Raw genomic sequence first — 17,130 nt, forward strand, 5'->3', positions numbered from 1 at the left:
CCCGGCGGCGCATGGAGTACCGCGCCGGTCGAAAACCAACACTCAAAGGGACGTGAATCATGACCAAGTCTTTTCTCTCCGCAGCACTCTTCGCATTGCTTGCCAGCGTTTCCATTGGCGGCCATGCAGCTCAGACTGAACCTGTTGCAGCAGCAGAAGTAGCCGTAGCTCAAACGGCAACAATCAATCTCAATTCGGCCGATGCCGAAACCCTGACCCGCGAACTCAAAGGCATCGGTGCAACAAAGGCCAAGGCCATCATCGCGTACCGTGAAGCCCATGGCCCGTTCGGCTCGGTCGATGAGTTGCTGGAAGTCAAAGGGATTGGTGCCGCTACCCTGGAAAAGAACCGCGCCAAGTTGAGCCTGAACTGATCAGGTGAGCTCATTTCTAAGCCGGTGTGTTCCGCTGGCTTCAGTACGCTGACAAAGCCCTGGCCTGTGCCAGGGCTTTTGTTTACGGGCTATCGTTCCTGTCCGATCAGCGCGAAGGGCAGTCGCTGCGCTCACATAACATGCCTAGCCGTTTCGCTGCCTATTAGCCGCCGCCATCGTTCGTGTCGGAACCTGTCAGAAGCCTACTGAACTCGTCGAGGGGCAGCGGACGGCTGAACAGATAACCCTGATACAGGTGACAGCCCTGCAGTTGCAGCAAGTCTAGCTGCGCCTGCTGCTCGACCCCTTCGGCGATCACCTCAAGCCCGAGACTTCTAGCCATCGCGACGATAGCGCGGATGATCTCGGCGTCGTTGGGCGCATCCAGCGCGTCTCGTACAAATGACTGATCTATCTTGAGCAAATCCACCGGCAATCGTTTCAGATAGGTGAGCGATGAATAGCCAGTGCCGAAATCGTCCATGGCGAAGCTGACGCCGTGTCGGCAAAGGCGGCGCATCTTGGCAATGGTGTCGTCCAGGTTCTGGATCACAATACCTTCGGTGATCTCAAGCTTGATCATCCTATGCGGAACCCCGGTGGCCTTCAGCGCATTGAGGGTGCGTTCGACGAACTCGTTCTGACGGAACTGACGCGGGCTGATGTTGACGCAAAGGCTGAAGGTGTCGGGGTGCACCAGTCCCGCGGCCAACAGCGAAGCGCCGATGCGGCTGGCTTGTGTGATGATCCAGTCGCCGACTTCGACGATCAGGCCGTTTTCTTCCAGCACATCAATGAACTGAGCGGGCGAGCGCGGGCCGTGCTCCGGGTGATTCCAGCGCAACAGAACTTCAGCGCCGATCACCGAACCCGAGCGTGCATCCACTTGGGGTTGCAGCTGTAACTCGAATTCGTTGCGCTGCAGCGCCAACCGTAGCTCGCTCTCCAGCTGCATGCGTGCGCTTGCGGCTTGCTGCATCGTCGTGCGAAACAATTGGATGGCGTTGCGCCCGGCTGCTTTGGCCCCGTAGAGCGCAATGTCGGCTCGCTTCAGGAGATCGGCGGGTGTGTCGCCATGGTCAGGCAGAAGGGCGATACCGATGCTTGGGGTGACGTGCAACCGGTTGCCTTCGAATGTCATGGGCTCGGCGAGCAGGGTCCGTAGCTTTTCGGCAATCTGACGAACATGGCGCGTCACCTCCGAGCGCCTGCCGCTCAAACCTGTCAGCAGAACGACGAACTCATCGCCCCCGAGGCGCGCGACGGTATCTTCTTGGCGGGTGCTGGCTTCGAGGCGAGCCGTAATCATCTTCAGGACAGCATCGCCGACCGGATGCCCAAGCGAATCGTTGATGTGCTTGAAATGATCCAGATCTAAAAACAGCAGGGCGCCTCGCAGGTCATGGCGCTTGTGCAGCGCAATCTGCTGTACCAGACGATCCATCAGCAGCGCCCGGTTGGGAAGGTTGGTCAGTGGGTCGTGATACGCCAGGTGATGGATCTGCGCATGTGCAGCCTTCAGCTGACTGATGTCTCGCGCCGATATCAACAGGCAGTCGGTGTCGTTGAGTTCGATCGGTTCGACTGACACCTCGATGTGTTTAGGGTTGCTGTGACGATCCTGGCCGACCATTTCCCAGTTGGCGACGCGGCCGTCACGCTCCAGCTGTTCGAGAATGTCCTTGCGCTGCGAGTCCGACCAGATGCCCAGTTCGGTGGATGTACGGCCAATGGCTTCTTCTGGGCGGTAGCCGGAGAGACGGTGAAAACCTTCGTTGACCTCTATGAAGCGTCCGGTGGCGCGTTCGCTGATGATGATGGCGTCGGGGCTTGAATGGAATGCCCTGGCGAACTTGGCCTCGCTGGCTTTCAAGGCTGCTTCGGCCTGCTGGCGCTCGGTGATGTCGCGGAAAGTCGTCACGATGCACAGCCTTCGGTCGATTCGAATGAAGCGGCTGGAGACCACGCATGTGATGTACTGACCAGCCCTGGTGCGAAATTGCGCTTCGGCGTCGTCCAGGCGTTGGTCACGAGCCAGCCGTTGATAGAGCGACTGCCGCTGTTTCTCGTCGCGCCAGAAATGTATGTCCGGGGCCGAACGCCCAACGATATCGCTGCCTTCCCAGCCGAATACAGCGCTGAAGCTGGGATTGACATCAATGAAGGTGCCGTCGCGGATACGGGAAAGGGAAATGGGGTCGGGACTGCCTTGGAACAAGGCGGAAAATCTGGCTTCGGACGCGGCCAGATGCTGTTCGCGCAGGACCCGCTCCGTGGCGTCGATAATGATTCCGGCCATCCGCAACGGCACGCCGTGCTCGTCACGGTACAGCTTGGCAGTGGTTTCCAGATGCCGGACGGTGCCGTTCGGGTGCACCGCCTGATAGGTCGTCTGATAGCTCTGGCGCCGCCCGGCCAGCAGATCGCTGTAAGCCTCGCGCATGGTCTGTCGGTCATTGGCGGCGACGCTGCGAAAAAACTCCCGGAACGAACCATCGAACGGACCGTCGATGATGCCCTGCAATTCAGAAGCGCGGCTCGAAGCATAGAGCCGGTCGCTTGGGATGTGCCATTCCCAGTTGCCCAGCTCTGCTGAGGCCAGCGCCAGTTCCAGACGCTCCTGGCTGTCTTCGAAGGCCTGGGCCTGAGTGTGCTGAGCGGTAATGTCGCGGACGATGCCCACCAGCATCGATGAGCTGGTGCCGTTGTCCTGCAGCTGCCCATCGATCTCCATCCAGTGCACGCTTGAGTCTGGCCAGCGCACCCGGTGACGAACACTGAAGCGCGACCTGTCGCCCGACAGTACGGAGCGGGCGACGGTTGTGAGATGAAGCCGGTCTTCGGCAGCGATCAGATTCAGATACTCGTCCTGAGTAATCTGAGTGAGCGGTTCACTGAGACCAAACAGCCGCCCTGTGCCGAGCGACCAGTGGACGATGCCGCGCTGCAAGTCCCACGACCAAACGCCAAGTCCTGCGGCGTCGAGTACCGATAATAGGCGGGTCGCATCCCGCCAGGGCATTGCCGCTTCGCTGGCGCTGACACCGATCAGGGATTCAGGCGGTCGCATGAATGGTTTCCGCCGGGCAAGTGGGAAGGTGACGGATCGGCCGATAACCGGTGCTGCTCATGATTCTGGTGCTCTTGTTGTTATGTCCGAACTTATCCGTAGCAGATGGCAAGGTGCAAGTCGTCAGCCTGCATCCAGCAAAGACATGAAGGCCTTGGCTGCGTTCGACAGGGTGCGCTCGGTGTGGGTTATGTAACCGAGCTCCCTCGTTAGTTGAACCCCAGGCAGCGGCAGACGCACCACCTGTTCATCAAGCATGGTGCGGGGCAGCACGCTCCAGGCGATGCCAATGGAGACCATCATTTTGATCGTCTCCATATAATTGGTGCTCATCGTAATGTTCGGTCTGAGATTCTCGCGCTCGAACAGCCGTTGAGCGATATGGTGGGTGAAGGTGTTGCCGCCTGGAAATACGGCGGGGTAGTCGGCCACGTCGGCCAAGGTTATCTGCTGTTTTTGTGCCAGCGGATGCTCCGGGGCGACGACGAAATCCAGCGGATCGTCCCATACCTTGCTGGCGCGGATCGGCGCAGTTGTGTGTGGCGCCAGCGTAATCACGGCCAGTTCGGCACGACCATGAAGAACCTCTTCGTAGGCAACTTCTGAATCCAGGAAGCGGATGTCCAGGTTCACGTTGGGATAGGCACGAGTGAAGCTCCTCAGCAACGGCGGCAGGCGATGCAGGCCGATGTGATGACTGGTCGCCAGACACAGGCGACCGCTGACTTCACCGTTGAGATTAGCCAATGCGCGGCGGGTGTCATCCAGTACATTGAGGATTCGGTAGGCACGGGGCAACAGGGCTCGGCCGGCTTCGGTGAGCCCAATCTCCCGTCCCAAACGATCGAACAGGCGCACATCGAGCTGCGACTCCAGCGCGGCGAGACGCTTGCTCACCGCCGGTTGAGTCAGGTGCAGGCGCTCTCCTGCCAAAGAGAAGCTGCCGGTTTCAGCAATGGCGATGAAGGCGTTGAGGCTGGCTAGATCCATGTATTTTTCCAAGGCGTTAAATGACCGTAGTGGGCCGCCCGGCCCACTCGACTTAATGTTCGTGAGATTCCTGCGAGGAATGCGTTAGATAAAAAATATGAATTTGAGTAATTAAACGCAACCCCCTAGCATCTCCCCATAAGCGAAAGGGCTATTTGCCCGCAGAACTGATGAGGAAGAGTCCGATGGCCGGCAAAACGCTCTACGACAAACTCTGGGAAATGCATGAGGTCAAGCGTCGCGACGATGGCTCGTCGCTGATCTATATCGACCGTCACATTCTCCATGAAGTGACTTCGCCGCAGGCGTTCGAAGGGTTGCGTCTGGCCGGGCGCAAGCCGTGGCGTATCGACGCCAACATCGCCACCCCGGACCACAATGTGCCGACCACCAAGGGCGAGCGCCAGGGCGGCTTGGAAGCCATCGCCGACGAGGTCTCGCGCATTCAGGTGCAGACTCTGGACGAGAACTGCGATGACTTCGGCATTCTCGAATTCAAGATGAACGATATCCGCCAGGGCATCGTGCATGTCATCGGCCCGGAGCAGGGCGCGACCCTGCCGGGCATGACCGTGGTCTGCGGCGATTCGCATACGTCCACCCATGGCGCCTTCGGTGCGCTGGCCCACGGCATCGGCACTTCCGAGGTCGAGCATGTGCTCGCCACGCAGTGCCTGGTGGCCAAGAAGATGAAGAACATGCAGGTGCGCGTTGAAGGCAAGCTGCCGTTCGGCGTCACCGCCAAGGACATCGTGCTCGCCGTGATCGGCAAGATCGGTACCGCTGGCGGCAACGGCCACGCGCTGGAATTCGCCGGTAGCGCCATCCGCGAATTGTCCATGGAAGGCCGCATGACCCTCTGCAACATGTCCATCGAAGCTGGCGCTCGCGTGGGCATGGTGGCCTGTGACGAGAAAACCGTCGCCTATGTCGAGGGTCGCCCTTATGCGCCGGAAGGCGCGGACTGGGACAAGGCAGTCGAGGTCTGGAAAGATCTGGTATCTGACGAGGATGCGGTGTTCGACACTGTCGTTGAGCTGAAAGCCGAGGACATTAAGCCGCAGGTGAGCTGGGGCACGTCGCCGGAAATGGTCCTGGCGGTCGACCAACAGGTTCCGGACCCGGCGGTAGAATCCGATCCGGTCAAGCGCGACTCCATCGAGCGCGCGCTGAAATATATGGGCCTGCGCGCCAACCAGCCGATCACCGATATCCAGCTGGATCGCGTGTTCATCGGCTCCTGCACCAACTCGCGCATCGAAGACCTGCGCGCTGCTGCCGAAGTGGCCAAGGGGCGCAAGGTCGCCGCGACCGTCAAGCAGGCGATGGTGGTGCCGGGTTCGGGCCTGGTCAAGCAGCAGGCGGAATCGGAAGGGCTGGATAAGATTTTCCTCGAAGCCGGTTTCGAGTGGCGCGAGCCGGGTTGCTCGATGTGTCTGGCGATGAACCCGGATAAGCTGGGCAGCGGCGAGCATTGCGCGTCCACGTCCAACCGCAACTTCGAGGGGCGCCAGGGGGCTGGTGGCCGCACTCATCTGGTCAGCCCGGCCATGGCCGCGGCAGCCGCTGTGACCGGCCGTTTCATCGACGTGCGCGAACTGCTCCAGGCCTGAGGAGGCGAAACATGAAAGCATTCACCCAACACACCGGCCTGGTCTGTCCGCTCGATCGTGCCAACGTCGATACCGATCAGATCATTCCCAAGCAGTTCCTGAAGTCGATCAAGCGCACCGGTTTCGGTCCGAATTTGTTCGATGAGTGGCGCTATCTGGATGTTGGCCAGCCGAACCAGGATTGTTCACAGCGTCCGGTCAATCACGATTTCGTGCTGAACTTCCCGCGCTATCGGGGCGCCAGCGTGCTGCTTGTACGTGAGAATTTCGGCTGCGGCTCCTCTCGCGAACATGCGCCCTGGGCGCTTGAAGAGTACGGCTTCCGCACCATCATCGCGCCGAGTTTTGCCGACATCTTCTACAACAACAGCTTCAAGAACGGTCTGCTGCCGATCATCCTGACCGAATCCGAGATGGACGAACTGTTCGAACAGGCCGAGGCCAACGAGGGCTACCAACTCACCGTTGATCTGGCCGAGCAGACCGTCACGCGCCCGGATGGCAAGCAGTACGGCTTTGAGGTCGACGCCTTCCGCAAGCATTGCCTGCTCAACGGTCTGGACGACATTGGCCTGACGCTACAGGATGCCGACGCGATCAAGGTATTCGAGGCCAGGCATCAGCAGAGCCAGCCTTGGCTGTTCGGCGCGATCAAATAACAGCAGCGGCAAGCCGCAAGAATAAAAGTAGGGTGGGCTTCAGCCCACCATGAGCGCTTATCTGAAGGAATGGAAATGTCGAAAAAGATTCTGGTATTGCCCGGCGATGGTATCGGCCCGGAAATCATGGCCGAGGCGGTCAAGGTGCTGCAGTTGGCGAACGATAAGTTTCAGCTGGGTTTCGAGTTGAGTTATGACGAGCTGGGTGGCGCTGCCATTGATAAGTACGGCGTACCGCTGGCCGATGAAACCCTGGGGCGCGCGCGTGCCGCCGACGCCATTCTGCTCGGCGCCGTCGGCGGTCCCAAGTGGGACAAGATTGAGCCGGCCATCCGCCCGGAGCGCGGGCTGCTGAAAATCCGTTCGCAGCTGGGCCTGTTCGGCAACCTGCGTCCGGCGCTGCTGTATCCGCAACTGGCTGAAGCGTCCAGCCTCAAGCCGGAGATCGTTGCTGGTCTGGATATCCTCATCGTGCGCGAGCTGACCGGCGGCATCTATTTCGGCCAGCCGCGCGAAAGCAAAGTGTTGGAGAACGGCGAGCGCATGGCCTACGACACGCTGCCTTACAGCGAGAGCGAAATTCGCCGTATCGCCAAGGTCGGTTTCGACATGGCCATGGTCCGCAACAAGAAGCTCTGCTCGGTGGACAAGGCTAACGTGCTGGCCTCCAGCCAGTTGTGGCGAGTCGTGGTCGAGGAGGTCGCCAAGGACTACCCCGAGGTCGAACTGTCGCACATGTACGTCGACAACGCGGCCATGCAACTGGTCCGCGCGCCCAAGCAGTTCGACGTAATCGTTACGGACAACATGTTCGGCGACATTCTGTCGGATGAGGCTTCCATGCTCACTGGCTCCATCGGCATGCTGCCGTCGGCGTCGCTGGATGCCAGCAACAAGGGCATGTACGAGCCTTGCCATGGCTCGGCGCCGGACATCGCCGGCAAGGGCATCGCCAACCCGCTGGCGACCATCCTTTCGGTATCGATGATGCTGCGCTACAGCTTTAATCAGGTGGTGGCGGCCGATGCCATCGAGCGAGCGGTCAGCGACGTGCTCGACCAAGGCCTGCGCACCGGCGACATCTGGTCCGAGGGCTGTAGCAAGGTCGGCACCCAGGCGATGGGCGATGCGGTAGTCGCGGCGCTCGCGAAGTTGTAATCTCTTGGCCCGTCTTCAAGCGGGTGGGCCACTTTATATATAGGTGTAGTTCGATGAAACGTGTAGGTCTGATCGGTTGGCGCGGCATGGTCGGCTCCGTGCTCATGCAGCGGATGCTGGAAGAGCGGGACTTCGACCTGATCGAGCCGGTGTTCTTTACCACTTCCAATGTAGGCGGTCAGGGGCCTTCGATCGGCAAGGACATCGCGCCGCTCAAGGATGCCTACAGCATCGATGAGCTGAAAAGCCTCGACGTGATCCTGACCTGTCAGGGTGGCGACTACACCAACGAAGTATTCCCCAAGCTGCGCGAAGCCGGCTGGAATGGGTACTGGATCGACGCTGCGTCCGCCCTGCGCATGCAGGACGATGCGGTCATCGTGCTGGACCCGGTCAACCGCAAGGTGATCGACCAGCAGCTCGATGCCGGCACTCGCAACTATATTGGTGGCAACTGCACTGTCAGCCTAATGCTGATGGGGCTCGGCGGCCTGTTCGAGAACGGTCTGGTCGAGTGGATGAGCGCCATGACCTACCAGGCGGCATCCGGCGCCGGTGCGCAGAACATGCGCGAACTGATCAAGCAGATGGGCACCATCAATGCTGCGGTTGCCGATGAACTTGCCGATCCGGCCAGCGCTATTCTGGAGATCGACCGCAAGGTCGCAGAGTGCCAGCGTTCCGAATCCTTCCCGGTAGATAACTTCGGCGTGCCGCTGGCGGGCAGCCTGATCCCGTACATCGACAAGGAGCTGCCCAACGGGCAGAGCCGTGAAGAGTGGAAGGCGCAGGCTGAAACCAACAAGATCCTCGGTCGCTTCAAGAGTCCGATTCCGGTCGATGGCATCTGCGTGCGCGTCGGCGCCATGCGCTGCCATAGCCAGGCGCTGACCATCAAGCTGAACAAGGATGTGCCGATCTCGGACATCGAGGGCATGATTAGCCAACACAACCCCTGGGTGAAGCTGGTTCCGAATCATCGGGACGCCAGCATGCAGGAGCTCAGTCCGACCTCGGTGACCGGCACGTTGAACGTACCTGTCGGTCGTTTACGCAAGCTGAACATGGGTTCCCATTACCTGGGCGCCTTTACCGTGGGCGACCAGCTTCTCTGGGGCGCCGCGGAACCCTTGCGGCGGATGTTGCGCATCCTTCTGGAGCGCTAAACCGCAAGGACGGAAACACCCGAAGCGCCTCGGCACAGCCGCGGCGCTTTTTTTATCCGGTCGAAGCTGTCTAGCTGAGCGCTCTGCAGCGAAGGCTCTGCACAGCGCGTTCGTCGGATCTAGGCTTAACCTCGCAGCGGGACGATCTGCTTCGGCTACAGTGACGCCCTTTGGAACGGCTCACCATGTGTGGGTATCGACGCGGTTAAGGGCTGTGTTTTTCGTTTCCATATTTAGGTGACGGGACGATAGATATTGCTTCAATAATTACACGGCTAGGGTTTCGCATTGTTTCGTTGAGCGCCTTGTTCGCAATGAAGTACAAGGGTTACCGGTTCGCGAGCAGGCTGCAGCTTCGTTGAAGCAGGCGAACGCGAATTGTGGATTGTGTCTGATAACGTGGCAAAAGGCGTGGCGGGCAATGCCGTGCGGTCTGGTGAGTTATTGATAAAACACTATCTGTAAAAGATACTTACCGGCAATTCGAATAACTATTCTAGCTAGCTGCGCTGTTTAGGCTTATCGCTGACGGGGGGCCGCCATCTGGCGGGCACGGGCAGCGTCTATAAGACCCTTCTCGAAGATCCGAGAAAAGTTAAAAAACAAGGGATTACATAATGGTTCGGGTTCGCAATCTGGTGCTGGCAATCGCGGCTGCTACCGCGCTGACTTCCGAAATGGCGTACGCGCTGGGGCTGGGAGAGGTCACGCTGAAGTCGGCACTGAATCAACCGCTGGTGGCTGAAATCGAATTGTTGGATGCGAAAACACTGGCGCCGGGAGAAGTGGTCCCGGTTCTGGCATCTGCGGAAGATTTCAATCGGGCGGGTGTTGACCGGCAGTATTTCTTGACGGACCTGACCTTTACCCCGGTTTTGCGCCCTGATGGCAAGAGCGTTATCCGGGTCTCATCGACCAAGCCGGTTCGCGAACCTTACTTGAACTTCCTCATTGAGGTGCTCTGGCCCAACGGTCGGCTGCTGCGCGAATACACGCTCCTGCTGGACCCGCCGCTTTATTCGCCGGAAATTGCTGCTTCCGTCGCCCCTCAGTTGCCTATTGCAGCGCCAATCGTTCGGCCCGAGACGGCGCCGCGAGTCGCAACGCGGCCTGCACCAGCGCCTGCCGGCGCTTCCGCGCTGCAAGGTGAGCAATACAAAGTCACCCCCAATGACACGCTGTGGGAAGTTGCCGAGCGCGCCCGCCAAGGGGGCACCGTTCATCAGGCCATGCTGGCCATTCAAGACCTGAACCCTGACGCTTTCATCGCTGGCAACATCAACCGAATGAAGAATGGTCAGGTGCTTCGCCTACCGAATGCCGAGCAAATCGGTAGCCGGTCACAAGCCGAGGCGATTCAGCAAGTCGCGCAACAGAACGCAAGTTGGCGTCAGGCTGCCGTCTCTGGCGCAGCAGGCACACGCCAGCTAGATGCGACCCAGCGTGATTCAGTGGGAGCGGCACCATCGCGTAGCGAGCAGGGCGATAATCTGCGCTTGGTCGCACCGGAAGCCGGCGAAGCCACAGCCGGCAGTGATACTGGAAGCGGAGCCGATGCTCAGGCCTTGCGTGACAAGCTCGCGGTTTCCGAGGAAAGTCTTGATTCCAGTCGTCGCGAAAATCTGGATCTCAAGGACCGTCTCAACGATCTTCAGGGTCAACTCGACAAGCTGCAGCGCCTGATGCAGCTCAAGGACGACCAGTTAGCCAAACTACAGGCTCAACTGGCAGCGGGGGTCGAGCCGGGAGGCGATGCGACATCCGCACTGCCTTCGACTGGTGAAATTGATTCAAACGCTAACGTCGCGCCGGAAACGTCCGAAGCGGTAACAGAAACCAATGCCGAGCCCGAAGTTGCTGGTGCTGAGGTCGTAGCCCCAGCAGCGACCCAGGGAGAAGCAGCGGTAGATGCGGAGCCGGCTGCACAGGCGCCGGTCACACCGGCTCCGGCAGCATCGGCCCCAGCGGTACAAGAGCCTGAAGCTGATAGCTACGTCGACGAGCTGTTGGCCAATCCCATTCTCCTCGGCGCCTTGGGTGGCGGAGCCCTTTTGCTATTGCTGGTCGGGCTGATGGCGTTGTCACGCCGCAACGCTTTGAAGGAAGCTGAACTGCAGGAAAGCCTGCTTGCCGATAGTTCACCTGACACGTTCTACATGGCGCAGCAGGATCTCGATTCGTCCGCTGTGGAGTCGACCGTTAAAGACAGCGGCGAACATTCGGCTGACTCGCTCGCTGCCGCTACCAACGACCCTTTGGCCGAGGCCGATATCTACATCGCTTACGGACGTTTTAATCAGGCTGCCGACCTGCTGCAGAATGCATTGAACGATGAGCCGCAGCGCAGTGACCTGCGATTGAAGCTGATGGAAGTCTATGCCGAACTTGTTGATCGGGATGGTTTCGCTCGGCAAGAGGCGGAGCTCCGCGAAATCGGCGGCTCGTTGGACGCAATTGAACAAACGAAGCTCCGTTATCCGGCAATGGCTTCAGCAGCTGGCTTCGCTGCGGCAACCGCCGCGACAAGCACCAATGACTTCGAGAGCTTCAGCCTGGATGATCTCCAACTTGACGAACCGGCTTCGGCAACGACTGCTGAGCAGATGTCGGATGACGCCTTTGACCTGAGTCTGGACGATCTTGAGCTTGATGATGACCTGACTGAAACAGCCGTAGCCCCGTCTGGCGAGGCCTCAGGGGAGCTTGACGAGCTCAATTTCGATGACCTCAATCTTGACGCCGCTGCGCAGGAGCAGGCCGCTGACGATTTCGAATTTGACCTGGACAAATCGTCCGAAGCGGATATGCAATCCCTTGAAGCCGAACTTGCCGGTTTCTCGCTCGATCTTGACGATCAGCCGAAAGCTTCTACTGCCGATGACGATGTGCTGTTAGACCTCGACGAAGAACTGTCGAAGCCAGTAACGGGCGAGCCTGCTGCCGAGGAGTTTGATTTCCAGCTCGCCGATCAAGTCCAGTCTGCGGACATGCCGGATGAATTCGATCTGTCGGTCTCTGACGAGACCAGCGGCGGAGCGGTATCCGAAACGTATATCTCCGAGTTCGACGAGGCCGAAACTGAGTCTGAAGCCTTGTCGCGAGACATGGGCGAGCCGCTCGACCTATCGGAGCCGGAGGCCGCGCTTGAGGCCGAGTCAACCTCGGAGGGGCTTGACGATGATTTCGATTTCTTCGCTGACACCGATGAAACCACCACCAAGCTGGACCTTGCCCGCGCCTATATCGATATGGGTGATGCCGAAGGCGCTCGCGATATCCTCGATGAGGTCATGAACGAGGGCAGCGATACCCAGCAGCAAGAGGCGCGAGAGATGCTCGCCAAACTAGCCTGACCATGATCGAAGCAGTACCTGAAGCGGCAGCCCTAACGGCTGCCGCTGGCGTTTTCAGAATTGCCCTTGGTGTGGAATACAAGGGCTCCCGTTATCGTGGGTTTCAACGGCAACGCGATGGCGTGCCGTCAATTCAGCTCTCGCTGGAAAATGCCTTGAGTAAGGTGGCCGGCGGGCACCCGATAACGCTGAGTTGTGCCGGACGTACCGATGCGCTCGTTCATGCCTGCGCCCAGGTGGTGCATTTCGATACTCCAGTGACGCGCTCCATGCACGCCTGGGTAATGGGCGCGAACATGAATCTGCCAGGTGATATCAGTGTGACCTGGGCCAAAGAAATGCCCAAGAGCTTCGACGCGCGCTTCAGTGCCATGGCGCGTCGTTATCGCTACGTCATCTACAACGACCAGATTCGCCCGGCTCATCTTGCCGAAGAGGTGACTTGGAACCACCGGCCATTGGATATCACGCGTATGCGCGAAGCGGCCAAAGCATTCGTCGGAACCCACGACTTCAGTGCTTTCAGAGCGCGCCAGTGCCAGGCGAAATCACCGATCAAAACCATTCACCATCTGGAGCTACTCGAGTATGGCAGGCTGATCGTGATCGACGTGCGTGCCAATGCCTTTCTGCACCACATGGTGCGTAACTTCGCCGGTGTGTTGATGACCATCGGGACGGGCGAGCGCCCGGTCGAATGGGCGCGGGAAGTGCTGGAGTCGCGTGTAAGGCGAACGGGTGGTGTTACCGCGCATCCCTACGGCTTGTATCTCGTTCAGGTAGATTACCCCGAGCAGTTCGAATTACCTGAGCGCTATCTTGGGCCACATTTCCTGTCAGGCCTGCCGGATGTGCGAGTCATCTGACCTGATGCCAGCGGCCGGACAAGTGACGAGTCATCCTTCGGAAACGGAGGATAAAGTGATGCGGGTTGCAGCCTGTAGCGCTTTTGTTACCATCCGGGGTCTTTTATCGCAGGTGCCTGCCGTTGCCTATCGTTCGTAGCAAGATATGTGGAATCACCCGGGTTGAGGATGCGCTCGTCGCTGCCGAAGCCGGTGCGGATGCGATTGGCCTGGTGTTTTATGCGAAAAGCCCACGCGCGGTAAATATACAGCAGGCGCGGGCCATCGTTGCTGCTCTGCCGCCTTTCGTCACCACCGTAGGCTTGTTCGTCAACGCATCGCGTTGCGAAATTAATGAGACGCTGGATGCCGTGCCGCTGGATGCTCTGCAATTTCATGGTGACGAAACGCCGGCTGACTGCGAAGGTTTTCATCGGCCGTGGTACAAGGCGCTCAGAGTCAAGGCGGGTGAGGATGTCCGTGTCCAGGCCGCACGCTACGATGGGGCTAGCGCAATTCTGCTCGATACCTTTGTTGCCGGTGTTCCTGGCGGGACGGGCGAGGCGTTCGATTGGTCACTGATCCCTGCAAATCTGCCCAAGCCACTGATATTGGCTGGCGGGCTGACTTCGCAAAATGTTCGTCAGGCGCTGGCCGAGGTACGTCCGTTCGCCGTCGACGTGAGTGGGGGAGTAGAGCTGAGCAAGGGCGTCAAAGATGCGCAGAAAGTGCGGGACTTCGTTCGGTCAGTAAGATCTTCGATGTGACGAGCGCGGGGGCATTGCCGTCCAGTTACCATTCGCTGGTTTGGCGAATCCCGCCACTGTTACCGATCTGGTGCCAGACGGCGATCAGACTTCAGCGATAGCGATTCCTTGGCTATCGCCTACGCGACGCAGTGAACTCCGAATGGAGACCGGTCGCAACGATGAATTTTTTCGGTGCGTGCAGTCGTTACGCGCGGGACTGACAAGCTGTGGAGAATAAAAGCATGAGCAACTGGCTAGTAGACAAGCTGATCCCTTCGATCATGCGCTCGGAAACGCAGAAGAGCTCAGTACCCGAGGGCCTGTGGCACAAATGTCCGTCCTGCGAGGCGGTGCTATATCGCCCCGAGCTGGAAAAAACGCTGGATGTCTGCCCGAAATGCCAGCATCACATGCGCATCGACGCACGTACGCGTCTGGATATCTTTCTCGACAAGGAGGAGCGCGAGGAGATCGGCGCCGACCTCGAGCCGGTCGACCGACTGAAGTTTCGCGACAGTAAGAAATACAAGGATCGCCTGTCCGCGGCGCAGAAACAGACCGGCGAAAAGGATGCGCTGATCGCCATGCGGGGTACCTTAATGAACATGCCGGTCGTGGCCTGTGCCTTCGAGTTTTCCTTCATGGGCGGTTCCATGGGCGCGATCGTCGGGGAGCGCTTCGTTCAGGCGGCCAACGCCGCGCTTGAGCAGCGTTGTCCGCTGATCTGCTTCGCAGCTTCCGGCGGTGCTCGCATGCAGGAGGCGCTGATCTCGCTCATGCAGATGGCCAAGACCTCCGCAGTGCTGGCCCGCATGCGCGAAGAAGGATTGCCGTTCATTTCCGTACTTACCGATCCGGTTTACGGCGGCGTATCGGCAAGTTTGGCCATGCTGGGCGATGTCATCGTCGCCGAGCCCAAGGCCCTGATCGGTTTTGCCGGGCCGCGCGTGATCGAACAGACAGTGCGTGAAAAGCTGCCGGAAGGTTTTCAGCGCAGTGAGTTCCTGCTTGATCACGGTGCCATCGACCTGATCGTTCCGCGATCCGAGCTGCGTACTCGCTTGTCGCGCCTTCTCGCTCAGCTGCAACATCTGCCTACCCCGGCGGAGCCTGCCTTGGTAACGGCCAGCGCATGAGTCGGCGGAACCTGCAGGACTGGCTCGATTATCTTGAGCAGCTGCATCCCACCACCATCGATATGGGCCTTGATCGCTGCCGTGAGGTGGCGACAAAGCTCGGTCTCAAGCGCCCGGCTCCGCAGGTGGTTACCGTTACCGGCACCAATGGTAAGGGGTCGACCTGCGCTTTCATCGCCCAGATGCTCACAGGGCAGGGTAAGAAAGTGGGCGTCTACAGCTCGCCTCATCTATTGCGTTACAACGAGCGCGTTCGTCTCAATGGTACGGATGCCAGTGATGAGGCGTTGTGCGAAGCCTTCGAGGCAGTCGAGCAGGCACGAGGTTCTGTTTCACTGACCTATTTCGAAATGGGCACGCTCGCCGCTTTCTGGCTTTTCGGACGTGAGGCGCTGGACGCCGTGGTGCTGGAAGTCGGGCTTGGCGGCCGTCTCGACGCGGTGAATCTGATCGATGCGGACGTGGCGGTCGTCACCAATATCGGACTGGACCATGCCGAATGGCTCGGTGATACGCGCGAAAGCGTAGCATTTGAAAAAGCCGGGATATTCCGCCCCGCAAAGCCTGCCGTATGTGGTGATCCCGCTCCGCCAGGCTCCATGCTGAAAAACGCGACTGAGGCGGCTGTGCCGTTGCTGGTCCGTGGGCGCGATTTCGATCTGGCGATGGAGGCGACCCGTTGGCACTGGCGTGGCCGAGACGGGACCGGCAACCCCCTAGAGCTGCGAAATCTGCCGATGCTGGCATTGCCACTGGAAAATGCAGCTGTGGCGTTGCAAGCGTTTGCATTGCTGCAGTCGTCCTGGCAGCCGGAGCGGCTGGTTGAGGCTCTGCTGAACACTCGTGTCACCGGCCGTCTGGACCGGCGGACGATCCGTTGGCGAGGACGTGACTTGTCGATACTGCTCGATGTCGGGCACAACCCGCACGCGGCTGGATATCTGGCCAGACACCTGCAGCGACAGCCGAAGCCTTGCCGTCGGCTGGCGGTATTCGGTCTGCTGGCTGACAAGAATCTGGCTGGCGTGATCGATGCGTTGCTACCTGTAGTCGATGTCTGGGCGGTCGCGCCGCTGGCTACGCCGCGCTCGCGCTCGGCAGCTGAGCTGAGTGCGGCATTGCTGGAACGCAATGCAAGCGTCACTATCTATCCGGGGATATCCCAGGCGCTCGAAGGTCAGTGCGATCTGGCTGTCGATGGCGACGAGATATTGCTCTTCGGGTCTTTTTACTGTGTGGCCGATGCGCTGAGCTGGATCGATCGGCACGCAACCAGTGGAGAATATGGTCTTGGTAGATAGGGGATTGCTGCAGCGTATCGTTGGCGCCTTGGTGCTTCTGGCACTGGCGGTAATATTCGTTCCGATGCTGTTCAACCGCGAAGATGCCGGCCGGCAGATAGTCGTGGATGCGCCGGAAATGCCCGAAGCGCCGGCTGCGCCTGTGATCGAGGCGCAGCCTGTGGAGGTGCCTGAGCCCGAGGTCGAGCCTTTCCCGGAAGAGTTCGAAATCATCGAGGAGAATGCAGCTGCCCAGTCCGAGACGCCCGCGACTCCTATCAATCCGGCTCCAACCCCTGTCGAGTCAGCGCCCGCGCCAGCAGCACCTGAGTCGGCAACCGCCGAGACGCCGCCGACCGCTACAGAAGAGAAGCGATTGGACACGGCTAATTTGCCGATCAGCTGGTCGGTGCAGTTGGCCAGCCTGTCGAGTCGCGAGAATGCCGACAAGCTGCAGAAGACACTGCGTTCTCAGGGGTATAACGCTTATATACGTACCGCAGACGGGATGAACCGGGTCTTCGTCGGGCCGCTTGTCGAGCGAGCGGAAGCCAACCGCCTTCGTGATCAACTACAACGCCAGCAAAAGCTGAACGGGTTCGTAGTCCGTTTCAAGCCTGAACAGGGTTAAGCAAGGGGGCTCAGGCTTGTCGCTGGTCGTCCCGCCGCTCCGCGGGTAAGCATGATTGCCTGCTTACCCCTTCGCGGACGCTCTGCTAAAATGCGCCGCCTTTCTC

The 17,130-nt window shown here is 59.5% G+C and carries 13 protein-coding genes and 1 pseudogene; 12 read left to right on the top strand and 2 right to left on the bottom strand.

Going from position 1 to position 17,130, the window contains the following annotated elements; all coding sequences use genetic code 11:
• Nucleotides 1-59: 59 nt before the first annotated feature.
• Complete coding sequence (locus tag GYM54_RS00520; RefSeq protein ID WP_131648426.1) at nt 60-374, top strand: helix-hairpin-helix domain-containing protein; 315 nt, start codon at nt 60-62, stop codon at nt 372-374.
• A 163-nt stretch (nt 375-537) separates the two neighbouring features.
• Here GYM54_RS00520 and GYM54_RS00525 read toward each other — a convergent pair whose 3' ends face one another.
• Nucleotides 538-3,444, bottom strand: a complete 2,907-nt coding sequence (locus GYM54_RS00525; protein ID WP_197444582.1) for an EAL domain-containing protein — start codon at nt 3,442-3,444, stop codon at nt 538-540.
• Between the two features lie 123 nt (nt 3,445-3,567).
• Nucleotides 3,568-4,434: a LysR family transcriptional regulator gene (locus GYM54_RS00530; RefSeq protein ID WP_181102318.1), complete on the bottom strand. Its 867-nt coding sequence runs from the start codon at nt 4,432-4,434 to the stop codon at nt 3,568-3,570.
• Nucleotides 4,435-4,619: 185 nt separating this feature from the next.
• Between GYM54_RS00530 and leuC the strand changes: the two genes are divergently transcribed.
• The 11 genes and pseudogenes from leuC to GYM54_RS00585 all read left to right on the top strand — a co-directional run bounded on the left by leuC (nt 4,620) and on the right by GYM54_RS00585 (nt 17,024).
• Nucleotides 4,620-6,047 carry a 3-isopropylmalate dehydratase large subunit gene (gene leuC / locus GYM54_RS00535; RefSeq protein ID WP_197444583.1) on the top strand — a complete coding sequence of 476 codons (1,428 nt, stop codon included), beginning with the start codon at nt 4,620-4,622 and terminating at the stop codon, nt 6,045-6,047.
• A gap of 11 nt (nt 6,048-6,058) precedes the next feature.
• Nucleotides 6,059-6,706, top strand: a complete 648-nt coding sequence (gene leuD, locus GYM54_RS00540) for a 3-isopropylmalate dehydratase small subunit (RefSeq protein ID WP_197444584.1) — start codon at nt 6,059-6,061, stop codon at nt 6,704-6,706.
• A 75-nt stretch (nt 6,707-6,781) separates the two neighbouring features.
• Complete coding sequence (gene leuB / locus GYM54_RS00545) at nt 6,782-7,864, top strand: 3-isopropylmalate dehydrogenase (protein ID WP_197444585.1); 1,083 nt, start codon at nt 6,782-6,784, stop codon at nt 7,862-7,864.
• A gap of 53 nt (nt 7,865-7,917) precedes the next feature.
• Complete coding sequence (asd, locus tag GYM54_RS00550) at nt 7,918-9,030, top strand: aspartate-semialdehyde dehydrogenase (protein ID WP_131648432.1); 1,113 nt, start codon at nt 7,918-7,920, stop codon at nt 9,028-9,030.
• Nucleotides 9,031-9,408: 378 nt separating this feature from the next.
• Nucleotides 9,409-9,495 (top strand): annotated as a pseudogene (locus GYM54_RS00555) (aspartate-semialdehyde dehydrogenase); the annotation flags it as partial.
• Between the two features lie 152 nt (nt 9,496-9,647).
• Nucleotides 9,648-12,383 (top strand): FimV family protein, encoded by a 2,736-nt coding sequence (locus GYM54_RS00560; RefSeq protein WP_197444586.1) that lies wholly within the window; start codon nt 9,648-9,650, stop codon nt 12,381-12,383.
• Between the two features lie 2 nt (nt 12,384-12,385).
• The gene (gene truA / locus GYM54_RS00565) at nt 12,386-13,249 is read left to right on the top strand and encodes a tRNA pseudouridine(38-40) synthase TruA (RefSeq protein ID WP_181102306.1); all 864 of its coding nucleotides are present in this window, start codon (nt 12,386-12,388) and stop codon (nt 13,247-13,249) included.
• A 122-nt stretch (nt 13,250-13,371) separates the two neighbouring features.
• Entirely contained in the window at nt 13,372-13,995 is a 624-nt protein-coding gene (locus tag GYM54_RS00570) for a phosphoribosylanthranilate isomerase (RefSeq protein WP_181102304.1), read from the top strand.
• A gap of 224 nt (nt 13,996-14,219) precedes the next feature.
• A complete protein-coding gene (gene accD / locus GYM54_RS00575) occupies nt 14,220-15,113 on the top strand; it encodes an acetyl-CoA carboxylase, carboxyltransferase subunit beta (protein WP_181102302.1) in 894 nt (297 codons plus the stop codon).
• Entirely contained in the window at nt 15,110-16,414 is a 1,305-nt protein-coding gene (folC, locus tag GYM54_RS00580; protein ID WP_181102300.1) for a bifunctional tetrahydrofolate synthase/dihydrofolate synthase, read from the top strand. Before accD ends, folC begins: the two co-directional genes overlap by 4 nt.
• Nucleotides 16,398-17,024 (top strand): SPOR domain-containing protein, encoded by a 627-nt coding sequence (locus GYM54_RS00585; RefSeq protein ID WP_181102298.1) that lies wholly within the window; start codon nt 16,398-16,400, stop codon nt 17,022-17,024. Before folC ends, GYM54_RS00585 begins: the two co-directional genes overlap by 17 nt.
• Nucleotides 17,025-17,130: the final 106 nt, after the last annotated feature.

This window comes from Pseudomonas sp. MTM4, assembly GCF_019355055.1.
In the GTDB taxonomy this organism is placed as follows: Bacteria; Pseudomonadota; Gammaproteobacteria; order Pseudomonadales; family Pseudomonadaceae; genus Stutzerimonas.

Excerpts from the sequence above, each read along its gene's own strand:
- GYM54_RS00520 (WP_131648426.1), top strand. The coding sequence starts at position 60 with ATGACCAAGTCTTTTCTCTCCGCAGCACTCTTCGCATTGCTTGCCAGC.
- GYM54_RS00525 (WP_197444582.1), bottom strand. The coding sequence starts at position 3,444 with ATGCGACCGCCTGAATCCCTGATCGGTGTCAGCGCCAGCGAAGCGGCA.
- GYM54_RS00530 (WP_181102318.1), bottom strand. The coding sequence starts at position 4,434 with ATGGATCTAGCCAGCCTCAACGCCTTCATCGCCATTGCTGAAACCGGC.
- leuC (WP_197444583.1), top strand. The coding sequence starts at position 4,620 with ATGGCCGGCAAAACGCTCTACGACAAACTCTGGGAAATGCATGAGGTC.
- leuD (WP_197444584.1), top strand. The coding sequence starts at position 6,059 with ATGAAAGCATTCACCCAACACACCGGCCTGGTCTGTCCGCTCGATCGT.
- leuB (WP_197444585.1), top strand. The coding sequence starts at position 6,782 with ATGTCGAAAAAGATTCTGGTATTGCCCGGCGATGGTATCGGCCCGGAA.
- asd (WP_131648432.1), top strand. The coding sequence starts at position 7,918 with ATGAAACGTGTAGGTCTGATCGGTTGGCGCGGCATGGTCGGCTCCGTG.
- GYM54_RS00560 (WP_197444586.1), top strand. The coding sequence starts at position 9,648 with ATGGTTCGGGTTCGCAATCTGGTGCTGGCAATCGCGGCTGCTACCGCG.
- truA (WP_181102306.1), top strand. The coding sequence starts at position 12,386 with ATGATCGAAGCAGTACCTGAAGCGGCAGCCCTAACGGCTGCCGCTGGC.
- accD (WP_181102302.1), top strand. The coding sequence starts at position 14,220 with ATGAGCAACTGGCTAGTAGACAAGCTGATCCCTTCGATCATGCGCTCG.
- folC (WP_181102300.1), top strand. The coding sequence starts at position 15,110 with ATGAGTCGGCGGAACCTGCAGGACTGGCTCGATTATCTTGAGCAGCTG.
- GYM54_RS00585 (WP_181102298.1), top strand. The coding sequence starts at position 16,398 with ATGGTCTTGGTAGATAGGGGATTGCTGCAGCGTATCGTTGGCGCCTTG.